A 13356-nucleotide genomic window follows, 5' to 3' on the forward strand; every position below is an offset into this window, starting at 1 on the left:
ATGACACAAGAAAAATGGGGACAGCTGAGACAACGGCTGCTCAAAACCGTCGGACAGAACAACTTTACAACCTGGATTGAACCGCTGGAATTCCATCAGTTGGAAGACGGAATTGCCACATTCAATGTGCCCACCAACTTTATGGGCAACTATGTCAGCCAGAATTTTGCCGATCTGATTCTGCATGAGCTGCGCAATGAAAATTCCAGCATCAACCGGCTGAATTTCACCGTTGCCGCCAATATGTCGGAAAAGCCGCGTTCGATGCCCGCCAAACCTGCTGCCGCGCCCAGACCCGCCCCGTCTTCGGCCCTGAACACCGCGCCGCTGGACCGTCGCTTTACCTTTGACAGTTTTGTCGTGGGCAAACCCAACGAACTGGCCCACGCCGCTGCCAAGCGCGTGGCCGAAGGTGGCCCCGTCACGTTCAACCCGCTGTTTCTGTATGGTGGCGTCGGTCTGGGCAAAACCCACCTGATGCATGCCATCGCGTGGGAACTGCAACAGACGCGCCCCGACCTGTCCGTGCTGTATCTGTCCGCCGAACAGTTCATGTACCGGTTCGTGCAGGCGCTGCGCGACCGCAAGATGATGGATTTCAAGGAAATCTTCCGCAACGTCGACGTGCTGATGGTGGATGACGTGCAATTCATCGCCGGCAAGGATTCGACCCAGGAAGAATTCTTTCACACCTTCAACGCGCTGGTCGACCAGAATCGCCAGATCATCATTTCGGCAGACCGTGCCCCCGGCGAGATCAAGGATCTTGAGGATCGTGTGAAATCGCGCCTGCAATGTGGCCTGGTCGTCGATTTGCACCCCACAGATTACGAACTGCGGCTGGGCATCCTGCAAAGCAAGGTCGAACAGCAAAGCAAGAACTACCCCGACCTGTCCATCGCCCCCGGCGTGCTGGAATTCCTGGCCCACCGCATTTCGACCAACGTGCGTGTGCTTGAAGGGGCGCTGACCCGTCTGTTCGCCTTTGCCTCGCTCGTGGGCCGCGAGATCGACATGGACCTGACGCAGGACTGTCTGGCCGACGTGCTGCGTGCGTCCGAACGCAAGATCACCATCGAAGAGATCCAGCGCCGCGTGTCCGAGCATTACAACATCCGCCTGTCGGACATGATCGGCCCCAAACGCCTGCGCAGCTATGCGCGTCCGCGTCAGGTGGCCATGTACCTGTCCAAACATCTGACCAGCCGGTCGCTGCCCGAGATCGGGCGCCGGTTCGGGGGGCGCGACCACACCACCGTCATGCACGGCGTGCGCCGCATCGAAGAGCTGAAAGTGCAGGATGGTCAGATCGCCGAGGATCTGGAACTGCTGCGCCGCGCGCTCGAAGCGTAAACCTGCGTCACCTGTACCACACGGCACCCTTTTCGGGTGCCGTTTGCGTTTGTAGGGCGCGCAATTCACCTGCCGCGCTTGACCCTTCTGTCAATCCGGTCGACAACAAACAAAAAGGTTGAGAATACGCCGGTATAGGGTAGTTTGCCCCTCCCGGTGGTCCGATTGGAGAGGGACAGATGAAAATCAGTATTGAACGGGCCGCGTTGCTCAAAGCCGTGAGCCAGGCCCAGTCGGTTGTCGAACGCCGCAACACCATTCCGATCCTTGCCAATGTGCTGATCGAGGCCGAAGGCGCTGACGTGATGTTCCGCGCCACCGATCTGGATATCGAAGTCGTGGACAAGGCCCCCGCACAAGTCGAGCGCGCTGGCGCCACCACCGTGTCGGCCACCACCTTGCATGAAATCGTGCGCAAACTGCCCGATGGCGCGCTGGTCACCCTGACCGCCGATGCCGCCGCAGGCCGCCTGACGGTTGAAGCGGGCCGGTCGAACTTTTCGCTGGCGACCCTGCCCAAGGAAGACTTCCCGGTCATGGCCTCGTCTGAGTATGCGTCGAATTTCTCGATTGACGCGGCCAAGCTGCGCCGTCTGTTCGACAAATCCAAATTCGCCATTTCGACCGAAGAGACGCGGTATTACCTGAACGGTGTCTACATGCACGTCGCCACCGGCGAAGACGGCAAAGTGCTGCGCTGTGTGGCCACAGACGGTCACCGCCTGGCACGGATCGACACCGACCTGCCCGCAGGGGCCGACGAGATGCCGGGCGTGATCGTGCCCCGCAAGACCGTGGGCGAACTGCGCAAGCTGCTGGACGATGACGAGATGAAAATTGCCGTTTCGGTCTCGGAAACCAAGGTGCGCTTTGCCACGCCGGAGATCACACTGACATCCAAGGTGATCGACGGGACCTTCCCCGACTACACCCGCGTTATTCCACAGGGCAATACCCGCAAACTGGAAGTGGACGCCAGCGACTTTGCCCGCGCCGTGGACCGTGTGGCGACCGTGTCGTCCGAGCGTTCGCGCGCGGTCAAGCTGCAACTGGACGAAGACCGGCTGATCCTTTCGGTCAACGCGCCCGACAGCGGTGCCGCCGAAGAAGAACTGGCCGTGTCGTACAATGACGAGCGGCTGGAAATCGGGTTCAACGCCAAATACCTGCTGGAGATTGCCAGTCAGGTGGACCGCGAAAACGCCGTGTTCATGTTCAACTCGTCGGGCGATCCGACCTTGATGCGTGAAGGCAATGACATGTCGGCGGTCTACGTCGTCATGCCGATGCGCGTTTAAGAGTTTTCTTGCCTCCGGCGGGGATATTTAAGGCCAAAAGAAAGGGACAGTTGTGAAGCTGTCCCTTTCTGCATTGACGATTTCGCATTTCAGATCGCACCGGATGGCGCGGATCGCTGTGGATCCGCGCCCCGTGGCGCTGTTTGGCCCCAATGGCGCGGGCAAGACCAACATTCTTGAGGCGGTGTCGCTGTTTTCGCCCGGTCGCGGTTTGCGCCGGTCCAGCGCCGAGGACATGACCCGCAGGCCCGAGGCGCTGGGGTGGAAGATCAGCGGCGTGCTGACCTCGCTGCGGCAGGTGCACGAGATCGACATCGTCTCCGAGGCCGGCGGCGCGCGTCAGGTGCGGATTGACGGTAAGGCAGCCGCGCAAGTGGCGCTGGGACGGGTGGCACGGGTGCTGTGGCTGATCCCCGCGATGGACCGGCTGTGGATCGAGGGCGCGGAAGGGCGTCGGCGGTTCCTGGACCGGATGACGCTGAGTTTCGAACCCGGCCATGCCGATCTGTCACTGGCCTATGAAAAGGCGATGCGCGAACGCAACCGGCTGTTGAAAGACATGGTGCGTGATCCGGCGTGGTACGGCGCGCTTGAGGCACAGATGGCGCAGGCTGGGGCGGCGATCCATGCCAACCGGCTGACCACGCTGGCCCAGCTGCACAGCGCCCAGCAGGATGCGCAGACGGCCTTTCCCACCGCCGACCTTGAGCTGGTACATGCGGATGCGCCCCTGCCCCCCTCCGAGGATGATCTGCGCACGGCGCTGGCCGAGGGGCGCAAACGCGATCTGGCTGCAGGGCGCACGCTGATCGGGCCGCACCGCGCCGATCTGATCGGCACCTATGCGGCCAAGGATGTGCCCGCCCGCGACTGTTCCACCGGAGAGCAAAAGGCGCTGTTGGTGTCGCTGATCCTTGCCAATGCACGGGCGCTGGCCCAAAGCTTTGGCGCGCCGCCGCTGTTGCTGCTGGACGAGGTTGCGGCCCATCTGGACGCGGACAGGCGCGCGGCGCTGTACGACGAAATTGTTGCCCTGGGCGCACAGGCCTGGATGACAGGCACCGACCGCAACCTGTTCGACGCATTGGGCGCACGGGCGCAGTATTTGCATGTGACCGAGGCAGAGGGCGCTTCAAAAGTAGAGGCCGTGACATGACGCTGAACTGGTCTGATCTGTTGCTGTATTGCGGCGCTTTGCTGATCCTGTTCCTGACGCCGGGGCCGGTCTGGCTGGCGTTGATGGCGCGCGGTTTGTCGGGCGGCTTTCGCGCGGCCTGGCCGCTGGCACTGGGCGTGGCGATTGGCGACATCGTCTGGCCGCTGGTCGCGGTGCTGGGGATTGCGTGGATCCTGTCCGTGTTCGACACCTTCATGCTGGTGTTGCGCTGGGTGGCCTGCGGTGTGTTCATCGTGATGGGCGCGATGCTGATCCGCCACGCAGGCGCCGCCATCAGCGCAGACAACCGCCTGACCCGCCCCGGCATGATGGCCGGATTTCTGGCCGGAATCCTTGCCATTCTGGGCAACCCCAAGGCGGTGTTGTTCTATATGGGCGTGCTGCCCGGCTTTTTCGATCTGCGTGCAATAACCTGGATCGACGTCGCGCTGATCATCGGCGCTTCGGTTTTGATACCGCTTGTTGGCAACCTGACGATGGCTGCATTTGTGGGACGTGTGCGCAGCTTTGTCACGACTTCGGGGGCGCTGCGGCGGATCAATATCGGGGCCGGTGTGCTGCTGATTCTCGTGGGCCTTGTACTCCCCTTTGTGTGACCCAGAAACTTGTCTCGATCGCGTGACATCCCCGTACAAAAACCCTATAAAATAACAAAAAATATAGGGTGAAACGGCATGTCCGAAAACGAGCAGGCGCCACAAGAGTATGGCGCGGATTCCATCAAGGTTCTCAAAGGCTTGGATGCTGTCCGCAAACGGCCTGGCATGTACATCGGTGACACCGACGACGGGTCGGGTCTGCACCACATGGTCTACGAGGTCGTGGACAACGGCATTGACGAGGCGCTGGCAGGTCATGCCGATGCTGTCAGCGTCACGATCCACGAGGATTCCTCGGTTTCGGTCAGCGACAACGGGCGCGGCATTCCGGTCGGCATCCACGAAGAAGAAGGCGTATCCGCCGCCGAGGTCATCATGACCCAGCTGCACGCGGGCGGCAAATTCGACAGCAACAGCTACAAGGTTTCGGGCGGCTTGCACGGCGTGGGCGTTTCTGTTGTAAACGCGCTGAGCGACTGGCTGGAGCTGCGCATCTGGCGCGAGGGCAAAGAGCACATCGCGCGGTTCGAGCGCGGCGACACGGTCAAGCATCTTGAGGTTGTCGGCCCCTCGGACGGCAAGACCGGCACCGAGGTGCGGTTCCTGGCATCAACCACCACCTTTTCGAACCTCGAATACCATTTTGACACACTGGAAAAGCGGCTGCGCGAACTGGCGTTCCTGAATTCGGGCGTCCGTATCATTCTGACCGACGAACGGCCCGCAGAGCACCTGCGCTCGGAACTGTTCTACGAAGGCGGCGTGCGCGAGTTCGTGAAATATCTCGACCGGTCGAAATCCTCGATCATGGCCGAGCCGATCTTTATCAGCGGCGAACGCGACGACATCGGTGTCGAGGTCGCGATGTGGTGGAACGACAGCTATCACGAAAACGTCCTGCCCTTTACCAACAACATCCCCCAGCGCGATGGCGGCACCCACATGGCGGGCTTTCGTGGCGCACTGACGCGGACGATCAACAACTATGCGCAGTCCAGCGGGATTGCGAAAAAGGAAAAGGTGTCGTTCACCGGCGACGACGCACGCGAAGGTCTGACCTGTGTGCTGTCGGTCAAGGTGCCCGATCCGAAATTCTCCTCGCAAACCAAGGACAAGCTGGTCAGCTCGGAAGTGCGCCCCGCTGTCGAGGGTCTGGTGAACGAAAAACTGGCCGAATGGTTCGAAGAAAACCCGCTGCAAGCCAAGGTGATTGTCGGCAAGATCATCGAAGCCGCCGTCGCCCGCGAGGCCGCCCGCAAGGCGCGTGACCTGACACGGCGCAAAAGCGCGATGGACGTGAACTTTTTGGCTGGCAAACTTAAGGATTGTTCGGAAAAAGACCCGTCCAAGACCGAAGTTTTCCTGGTCGAGGGTGACAGCGCCGGAGGTTCGGCCCAGACAGGCCGTGACCGCCAGACACAGGCGATTTTGCCGCTAAAGGGTAAAATCCTGAACGTGGAACGCGCACGCTTTGACCGGATGCTGGGCAGTCAGGAAATCGGCAACCTTGTGATGGCTCTGGGCACCGGCATTGGCCGCGACGAATTCAACATCGACAAGCTGCGCTACCACAAGATCGTCATCATGACCGATGCGGACGTGGACGGGGCGCACATTCGTACCCTGTTGCTGACGTTCTTCTATCGCCAGATGCCCGAGCTGATCGAACGCGGATATCTGTATATCGCGCAACCGCCGCTGTACAAAGTGTCGCGCGGCAAATCGGAAGTGTACCTGAAAGATCAGGCCGCGATGGAAGACTATCTGATCAATCAGGGCATTGACGGTGCCATGCTGCGACAGGGCAACGGCGAGGAAATCAGCGGCGCCGATCTGGCCCGTGTGGTCGACCACGCCCGCCAGATGCGCCGCGTTCTGGAAGCCTTTCCAACGCATTACCCGCGTCACATTCTGGAACAGGCTGCGATTGCCGGTGCCTTTGCCGAGGGCGCGGTTGAACGCGACCTGCAAGGTGTGGCCGACAAGGTGGCCGACCGGCTGAACCTGATCGCGCTGGAATACGAAAAAGGCTGGCAGGGGCGCATCACGCAGGACCACGGCGTGCGGCTGGCCCGCATTCTGCGCGGCGTCGAAGAGGTGCGCACGCTGGATGGCCGCATCCTGCGCGGTGGCGAAGCCCGCAAGACCGGCACGTTCACCCAGCATTTGCAGGATGTCTACAACCTGCCCGCACAGCTGGTGCGCAAGGACCGCAGCCAGATGATCTATGGGCCGATGAACCTGCTGGATGCCATTCTGACAGAAGGTGAAAAGGGCCTGTCGCTGCAACGCTACAAAGGTCTGGGCGAAATGAACCCCGACCAGCTGTGGGAAACCACGCTGGACCCCGATGCACGCACCCTGCTGCAAGTGCGCGTCGAGGATATGGCCGAGGCAGACAACCTGTTCACCAAGCTGATGGGCGACGTGGTCGAACCGCGCCGCGAATTCATCCAGCAAAACGCGCTGAATGTGGAAAATCTGGACTTCTGATTGAACCTGTAGGGGCCGATTTGGCCCCTACTTCCCCACAATCCCCCGCGCCGAGCCTGCGATCAGGCGGGCAGCGTCGGTCAGGGGGCCGACGGGCGGCAGGGCCGAGCGGCAGCAGAAGTAGCGTGGCTGCCAGACCGGATCGAACTTGGATTTGAACCTGCGCAAACCCTCGAAGCTATAGAAGCGGTCGCCGTGGCTGTAGACCAGGCTGCCGAACCGCGCCCACAGGGTTGCGCCCCGTCGCCCGGACAGGCCGGCAAAGGGCACCATGCCAAGGCTGAAGCTTTCGCGACCCTCAGCCTTCAGTTGCAGCATCAGCTCGGTAAACAGAAACTCCATCGTGGCAGATGGCGCGTCGGCACGGTGGCGCATCATGTCAACGGCGCTGCTGCGGGGGGCTTCCATCAGGTTGCCAAAGGCGCAAATCTCGCCGTTCAGACGCACCAGCGCAATGCGGGTGCGGTTCAGCCAGGCCTCATCAAAGCGCCCCACCGAGAACCGTTTTTCGCGCGCGGCATGCTGGGCCATCCAGTCGTCAGATATGCTTTGCAGCGTGGCGATCAGTTCGGGCGCGTGCGGGGGCGAAACGATTTCCACACTCAGCCCGTCGCGTTGCGCGCGGTTCCAGCTGGCGCGCAGCTTCTTGCGTTCGGGGCCTTCCAGCGAGAAATCGGGCAAGGGCACCACGGCCTCCTCACCCATTTTGTGCAGGGTCAGGCCCATGTCGATGGCCTGTTCGGTAAAGGCGGCCGAAGTTTCATAAAACACAGGTCGCGCGCCGGCAGCGCGGGCCGCATCGTGAAACGCCCATGACAGGTCTTCGACATCCTCTTGCGCGCCAACCGGTCCCCCCATGACAATCCACGAACCGCCCTTGATCCCGTAGGACAGCACGGATTGCTGTGCGGGGCCAAACATCAACATCTTGTCCCCGGTCAGCGCGATTACATCCGATCCGGTGCCATAGGTGTTGATGATCCTCTGCGCGGCCTCGAATGCAGCGGCATCGGGCAGCGGTGCCTTGACCCGCGCCACGCGAAAACCGGAATACAGCAAAGCCGCGCTCAGGATCACACCGGCGGTCAGAGCCGCCCGCCATGCGGCCACCGCCGGGCCATCGCCTGCAACCTGCCACCACATCAAATCTCGCGCCGCGTCGTCTGTATGAACCAGATACCAAAGCAGGCCCAGCGAAGTCAGCGTAGACAGGGTGAACACCAGCCAGCGCACCGACAGCACCCCCTGCGTCAGCCGTGCACGCCGGTAGAATTCGCGTCGGCAGGGCCACAGGATCAACGCCATCATCGCAAGAACCATCACCCGGTCCAGATCCTGCGTTTTGAGTGCGGCAACCACAACTCCGACCAGCAACGCCACCAGAACCGCCCAATAGGCCAGCCTGGAGCGGCGAAACACCGACACAGACAGCACCGCCAGCAACGACCCGATAATCGAAGACACCAGCGGCCCGCCTTCGACCATGGTCAGGGGCAGCAGGGTTTCCAGCTCTTCGGCGCGGCCTGTGGGGTTGGGGATCAGTCCCGCAAACATCATGAACAATCCCGAGGCCAGCACCAGAAACCCCGTCGCCATGGGAATCAGCGACCGGCCCGCCAACACCATCGGCGCAAGTCCCGGAATGGTCGGCAGCCGCGAACCTGCGGCGCTCCAGACCTCGGTCAGTGACAACAACAGCAGCGCCAGAACAAAGGGCAGCAGGAAATAGATCAGCCGGAACAACAACAGTGCGGTCACCGCATCGTTCACCGGAACCGTCGCGGGCAGGGCCGCGATGACCACGCTTTCAAACACCCCGATTCCGCCGGGCACATGGCTGGCCACGCCCACCATCGTCGCCACGGCAAAGACCGCCAGCATGTTGGCAAAGGGCAGCGCACCCGTGGGCAGCAACAGGTGCAGAACCAGCGCGGCCATGACCATATCAACGCCGGTGATCGCCAGTTGGCGCAGCAGGTCCCTGCCCCGCGGCGCCGATAGCTTGAACCCCCCCCAGCTGAACGTTCCGCCCCATTGCGAAATGACGCCCAGCGCGATCACCGACACCACAAGCAAACCGATGGCAATCAGCCGCAGCGTTTCGGGGGCAATGTTCACCAGCACCTGCAACGCTGCGGGATGCACCGCCACCGCGCCCAGACCGATCAGTGTCGACCCGATCCCGAAAGACATCGCCGCAAAGGTGGAAATCGCAGCCACATCATAGGCATCCAACCCCAAAGCCGAATATATGCGATAGCGCACGGCACCACCCGACACGAGGCTGAGCCCGATGGTGTTGCCCAGCGCATACCCCAGAAACCCGCCCAGCGCGATGGAACTGGCAGGCGCGGTTTTCCCGATATAGCGCAACGCGGACCAGTCATAGCCGATCAGCGCGATATACCCCACCGCCGTTGCCGCCAGCGCACCGGCTATCAGATGTGGCGGTGTTGCACGCAGTTGCGCCAGCACCACGCGCATGTCGAGCGGTGCCAGCAAATGATACAGCGCATAAACACCGCCAATGAACAGCACGCCGGTCAGGATCAGCGGAGCATGCTGGCGCAACAGCCTGCGCGCGCGGCTGCCCGTCTCGCGATCCGTCATATCGGTGCCTTTGTTATCCTGGCTCATATCTCGATCTGCTTTTCTGATCCGGGGTCGATTGCACGCTATATAGCCGGACACACAGCCGTTCGCAGGTCCTAAATGCGCAGTTTGTAATTGCGGGATGTCGGCACGCTCCCGCTTTGGGGGAAAATTGTAAAAATTTTTCCTTTGTAGCGGCACCGATAGACCGTAGGATTCCCACCAAGGCCGGAATTTGCGGCCAAGTCCAAGGTGGGAGATTGAATATGGGCAAACGTGACGACCTGATCGCGCAATACGCGGATGATCTGAAAAACAAATGCGGTATGACGCCGGATATGGACCTGTTGACCAAGGTCACCATCGGCTGTGGACCGGCGATTTACAACGCCGATGCCTCTACGGTCGCTGCAACACAGCCAGCCGAGCTGGAAACCGTCAAAGAGAATTTCCTGATCAAAAAGCTGGGGCTGGCAGATGGTCCGCAGCTGATGGAAGCGATCAACAGCGTGCTTGCCACCTATGGCCAGTCCGAGCGCAACAAATACCGCGCCGTGGTCTATTACATGCTGACCAAACATTTTGGCAAAGACAGCGTTTACGGCTGATTGCCCTTGTCAGAGACTGTTTCAGGCCCGCATCACGCGGGCCTTTTGTATTCAGGTGAACAGGGTCAACACGACGCCGATGATGGCGCAACCAAAGGTGGCATAGCCGCCGTCAATCAGCGTCAACTTGAACGGTCGCCCCGGATAGGCGTTGTTGATCATGATCCACGGGCTGATGAAAAACAGTCCCACACCCAGACCGGACACCAGCCCCTTGGCCAGCGTATCAATGCCCGACAGGGCGAAGATATGGCGCATCATGCCCGCGACCAAGACCATCGCAATGGCCGACAGGATGAACGGCAAGGCCGAGCCGTTGCCCTCGGGTTTGCCATCCGGCCCCGCTTTGATGCCAACGGCGGCCATCCACGGTTTGGAAAGCGCCATGTACCACACCGCACCAAAAATCCACGCCGCAGCGCCCGCGACAATTACAGAAAGAACACCCATCCAGAACTCCTTTGTTCCCTGCCGGTCATCTCGCAGAAAGCATAGCCCTCAGGGATCAATTCCGGCAAGCCCGCAGACGATCTGCCATTCTTCATCCGTGACCGGCTGTACCGACAGCCGCGAATTGCGCACCAGCATCATGTCGTCCAGACGGCCATCGGCCTTGATCATATCCAGCGTTACCGGCGTTTTCACGGATTTAACCGCCTTAATGTCCACGCATTCCCAACGGGCGTCGTCGGTGCTGCTGTCGGGGTGTGCTTCGGCAATCACTTCGACCACGCCCACCACAGCCTTTTCGGTTCGCGAGTGATAAAAGAACCCCAGATCGCCCAACCTCATCTCGCGCATGAAATTGCGCGCCTGATAGTTGCGCACGCCGTCCCATTCCTCGCCCGCAGCGCCCTTGGCCTGCTGGTCGTCCCAGCCCCAGGTGGATGGCTCCGATTTGAAAAGCCAGTAGGCCATCAACCGATAACCTTTTTCCATTCGATCAGCTTGACGTCGGCGAACAGACCGGCCTGCGCATAAGGATCGTTGTCGGCCCAAAGCTGCGCATCTGCCATGCTGTCCACGGACAGGATCACCAGCGATCCGGCCATCTCGCCATTGCCGTCCAAAAGCGGGCCGGCCTGCGCAACCACACCGGTTTTCTCGATATAGGCCAGGTGGTTGTCCCGATTGGCCTTGCGCACATCCAGCGCACCGGGTTTGTCTGTGGCAATCAAAGCGATCAACATGTCATTCTTCCTTCAGTGGGCGCGACAACAGGGTCGCCATAGATGTGGGAACGTCGGCCGCGCCATCCAGCAGGCGGGCGACAGTCTGCGTGATAGGCATATCAACACCGCTGGCCTGCGTCATCTGTACAATCGCACGCGCTGTGGCGGCACCTTCGACCGTGGTAGACGCATCAAAGCTGTTTCCGGCCCCCAGCGACAGGCCCAGCCGGTAGTTGCGCGACTGTTCAGACGTACAGGTCAGCACCAGGTCGCCAAAGCCGGACAGACCGGCCAGTGTGGCAGTTTCCGCGCCCAAATGCTGTGCAAGGCGTGTCATTTCCGAAAATCCCCGTGTCATCAGTGCGGCGCGCGCGCTTTGGCCCAGTCCCGCACCAATGGCGACGCCACAGGCGATGGCGATGACGTTCTTCAGCGCCCCGCCCAGCTCGGCCCCTTTGGTGTCCGTGGTGCGATAAAGCCGCATATTTTTCGTTGTTAGAGCCTGTTGTAGTGTCTTTCCGGCACCGTCATCCGCACAGGCAAGTGTCAAGGCAGTGGGCAGACCACGGGCAATATCGGCGGCAAAGCTGGGCCCGGTCAGGATCGCGGCGGTGGCCTTCGGAATGGTGTCACGGATCACCGTGACCGGTCCGCGCCCCGTCGACACCTCGAAGCCCTTGCAGCAGGCGACCAGATTGGCGGTGCTGTTGGCGGGAATGTGGTCCGCCAGAAACCCCGCCAACCGCTGCATCGGGACCGCAAGCAAGATCACATCTGCGGCCAAAGCCTGCTTGATATCCCATGTTAGAGACAGGTTTTGAGGAAATTCAACATCCGGCAACCGCGCCGAGTTGGTGCGGCTGGCCTGCATGTCAGCCACATGATCGGGGTTGCGCGCCCACAGTGTGACCTGACCCTTTTGCGCGAGCGAAATCGCCAGCGCAGTGCCAAAGGCACCTGCCCCAAGAACCGAAACACTCATGCCTTGGCCCCTTTCTTGCCGCTGCCCAACATCGCCTGACTGGTGGTGTCCAGCGGCATTCTGGGCCGCGGCGACAAGTCCATGCCATCGGGTGCGCGGTTTTGCATCTGTTCGATGGCGGCATAGGCGATCATCGCCGCATTGTCGGTACACAAGGCCAGCGGCGGCGCGACAAACGGGATCCCGTTTGCGCTTGAAACAGTCTCTAACGCTGCCCGAACGGTCTGGTTTGCGGCCACTCCGCCGGCAACACACAACGCTTTGACCGGACCACTGGCCACCAAGGCACGTCGGCACTTTTCTTCCAGAACATCTGCCACGGCAGACTGAAATCCGGCGGACAGGTCGGCCTGATCCTGCTCGGTCAGCCCACCTTTTTGGGCAATCACCTTGTCACGGGTGCGCAGTGTTGCGGTTTTCAGGCCAGAGAACGACATATCGCAGCCGTCGCGATCCAGCAGCGGACGCGGCAAGGCAAAGCGTTTTGCATCGCCGCCCATCGCTGCGCGTTCAATCGACGGCCCGCCGGGTTGTGGCAGGCCGATCAGGCGGGCCACCTTGTCGAACGCCTCGCCCGGCGCATCGTCGATTGTGCCGCCCAGACGGCGAAATTCATCCGGTCCCGACACCAGCAGAAACTGGCAGTGCCCGCCCGACACCAACAGCATCAGGTAAGGATAGGCCACCGCGTCCGTCAGGCGCGGTGTCAGCGCGTGGCCCGCAAGATGATTCACACCATACATCGGAACATCCAGCGCCGCCGCCAACCCCTTGGCCAGCATCACACCAGAGACCACGCCACCAATCAGACCCGGCCCGGCCGTCACCGCGATTGCGTCAATATCCTCTATGTTAGTCTCTGCTTCGGCCAATGCCTGCCGCACCACGCCATCCAGCTTCTCCGCATGGGCGCGCGCCGCGATCTCGGGCACCACCCCGCCGAAATCCGCGTGCAGGCTGGTTTGCCCCAGCACCACCGACGACAGCACCTGCCGCCCCCGCAACACAGCCGCCGCCGTGTCGTCGCAGCTGCTTTCGATGCCCAGCACCGTCAGATCGTTGTTCATGATGCGTGTCCGTTG

At 61.3% G+C, this 13356-nt stretch carries 12 protein-coding genes; 6 read left to right on the top strand and 6 right to left on the bottom strand.

Going from position 1 to position 13356, the window contains the following annotated elements; all coding sequences use genetic code 11:
- From dnaA to gyrB, 5 genes are all read left to right on the top strand, one after another.
- Positions 1 to 1353, top strand: coding sequence for a chromosomal replication initiator protein DnaA (gene dnaA, locus DSM107133_RS00005; RefSeq protein WP_114291797.1), 1353 nt, complete (start codon positions 1 to 3; stop codon positions 1351 to 1353).
- A 179-nt stretch (positions 1354 to 1532) separates the two neighbouring features.
- On the top strand, positions 1533 to 2651 hold the full coding sequence (dnaN, locus tag DSM107133_RS00010) for a DNA polymerase III subunit beta (protein ID WP_114291798.1): 1119 nt from the start codon (positions 1533 to 1535) through the stop codon (positions 2649 to 2651).
- A gap of 52 nt (positions 2652 to 2703) precedes the next feature.
- The gene (recF, locus tag DSM107133_RS00015; protein WP_114291799.1) at positions 2704 to 3807 is read left to right on the top strand and encodes a DNA replication/repair protein RecF; all 1104 of its coding nucleotides are present in this window, start codon (positions 2704 to 2706) and stop codon (positions 3805 to 3807) included.
- Positions 3804 to 4424, top strand: a complete 621-nt coding sequence (locus DSM107133_RS00020) for a LysE family translocator (RefSeq protein WP_114291800.1) — start codon at positions 3804 to 3806, stop codon at positions 4422 to 4424. Before recF ends, DSM107133_RS00020 begins: the two co-directional genes overlap by 4 nt.
- 78 nt (positions 4425 to 4502) lie before the next feature.
- Complete coding sequence (gene gyrB, locus DSM107133_RS00025) at positions 4503 to 6920, top strand: DNA topoisomerase (ATP-hydrolyzing) subunit B (protein ID WP_114291801.1); 2418 nt, start codon at positions 4503 to 4505, stop codon at positions 6918 to 6920.
- 27 nt (positions 6921 to 6947) lie between these two features.
- Here the strand turns inward: gyrB and mprF are convergent, their stop codons facing one another.
- Positions 6948 to 9557, bottom strand: coding sequence for a bifunctional lysylphosphatidylglycerol flippase/synthetase MprF (gene mprF, locus DSM107133_RS00030; protein ID WP_114291802.1), 2610 nt, complete (start codon positions 9555 to 9557; stop codon positions 6948 to 6950).
- 221 nt (positions 9558 to 9778) lie between these two features.
- On the opposite strand from mprF, the gene DSM107133_RS00035 reads away from it, so the two are divergent.
- A complete protein-coding gene (locus DSM107133_RS00035; RefSeq protein ID WP_114291803.1) occupies positions 9779 to 10120 on the top strand; it encodes a DUF2853 family protein in 342 nt (113 codons plus the stop codon).
- Positions 10121 to 10171: 51 nt separating this feature from the next.
- Here the strand turns inward: DSM107133_RS00035 and DSM107133_RS00040 are convergent, their stop codons facing one another.
- From DSM107133_RS00040 to tsaD, 5 genes are read right to left on the bottom strand one after another with little or no spacing between them, the layout of a single operon-like run.
- On the bottom strand, positions 10172 to 10570 hold the full coding sequence (locus tag DSM107133_RS00040) for a DUF1761 domain-containing protein (RefSeq protein ID WP_114291804.1): 399 nt from the start codon (positions 10568 to 10570) through the stop codon (positions 10172 to 10174).
- Positions 10571 to 10618: 48 nt separating this feature from the next.
- Complete coding sequence (locus DSM107133_RS00045; protein WP_114291805.1) at positions 10619 to 11038, bottom strand: EVE domain-containing protein; 420 nt, start codon at positions 11036 to 11038, stop codon at positions 10619 to 10621.
- Positions 11038 to 11310 carry a YciI family protein gene (locus DSM107133_RS00050; protein WP_114291806.1) on the bottom strand — a complete coding sequence of 91 codons (273 nt, stop codon included), beginning with the start codon at positions 11308 to 11310 and terminating at the stop codon, positions 11038 to 11040. Before DSM107133_RS00050 ends, DSM107133_RS00045 begins: the two co-directional genes overlap by 1 nt.
- A 1-nt stretch (position 11311) precedes the next feature.
- On the bottom strand, positions 11312 to 12274 hold the full coding sequence (locus tag DSM107133_RS00055) for an NAD(P)H-dependent glycerol-3-phosphate dehydrogenase (protein ID WP_114291807.1): 963 nt from the start codon (positions 12272 to 12274) through the stop codon (positions 11312 to 11314).
- Complete coding sequence (gene tsaD / locus DSM107133_RS00060; protein ID WP_114291808.1) at positions 12271 to 13341, bottom strand: tRNA (adenosine(37)-N6)-threonylcarbamoyltransferase complex transferase subunit TsaD; 1071 nt, start codon at positions 13339 to 13341, stop codon at positions 12271 to 12273. The genes DSM107133_RS00055 and tsaD overlap by 4 nt, the downstream gene beginning before the upstream one ends.
- Between the last annotated feature and the right edge of the window lie 15 nt (positions 13342 to 13356).

The organism is Pseudosulfitobacter sp. DSM 107133, assembly GCF_022788695.1.
Classification (GTDB): domain Bacteria; phylum Pseudomonadota; class Alphaproteobacteria; order Rhodobacterales; family Rhodobacteraceae; genus Pseudosulfitobacter.

Bases quoted from the DNA above. Each gene is read 5' to 3' on its own strand.
- dnaN (WP_114291798.1), top strand. From the start codon at position 1,533: ATGAAAATCAGTATTGAACGGGCCGCGTTGCTCAAAGCCGTGAGCCAG.
- DSM107133_RS00055 (WP_114291807.1), bottom strand. From the start codon at position 12,274: ATGAGTGTTTCGGTTCTTGGGGCAGGTGCCTTTGGCACTGCGCTGGCG.
- DSM107133_RS00050 (WP_114291806.1), bottom strand. From the start codon at position 11,310: ATGTTGATCGCTTTGATTGCCACAGACAAACCCGGTGCGCTGGATGTG.
- gyrB (WP_114291801.1), top strand. From the start codon at position 4,503: ATGTCCGAAAACGAGCAGGCGCCACAAGAGTATGGCGCGGATTCCATC.
- DSM107133_RS00035 (WP_114291803.1), top strand. From the start codon at position 9,779: ATGGGCAAACGTGACGACCTGATCGCGCAATACGCGGATGATCTGAAA.
- DSM107133_RS00045 (WP_114291805.1), bottom strand. From the start codon at position 11,038: ATGGCCTACTGGCTTTTCAAATCGGAGCCATCCACCTGGGGCTGGGAC.
- dnaA (WP_114291797.1), top strand. From the start codon at position 1: ATGACACAAGAAAAATGGGGACAGCTGAGACAACGGCTGCTCAAAACC.
- mprF (WP_114291802.1), bottom strand. From the start codon at position 9,557: ATGAGCCAGGATAACAAAGGCACCGATATGACGGATCGCGAGACGGGC.
- DSM107133_RS00020 (WP_114291800.1), top strand. From the start codon at position 3,804: ATGACGCTGAACTGGTCTGATCTGTTGCTGTATTGCGGCGCTTTGCTG.
- DSM107133_RS00040 (WP_114291804.1), bottom strand. From the start codon at position 10,570: ATGGGTGTTCTTTCTGTAATTGTCGCGGGCGCTGCGGCGTGGATTTTT.
- tsaD (WP_114291808.1), bottom strand. From the start codon at position 13,341: ATGAACAACGATCTGACGGTGCTGGGCATCGAAAGCAGCTGCGACGAC.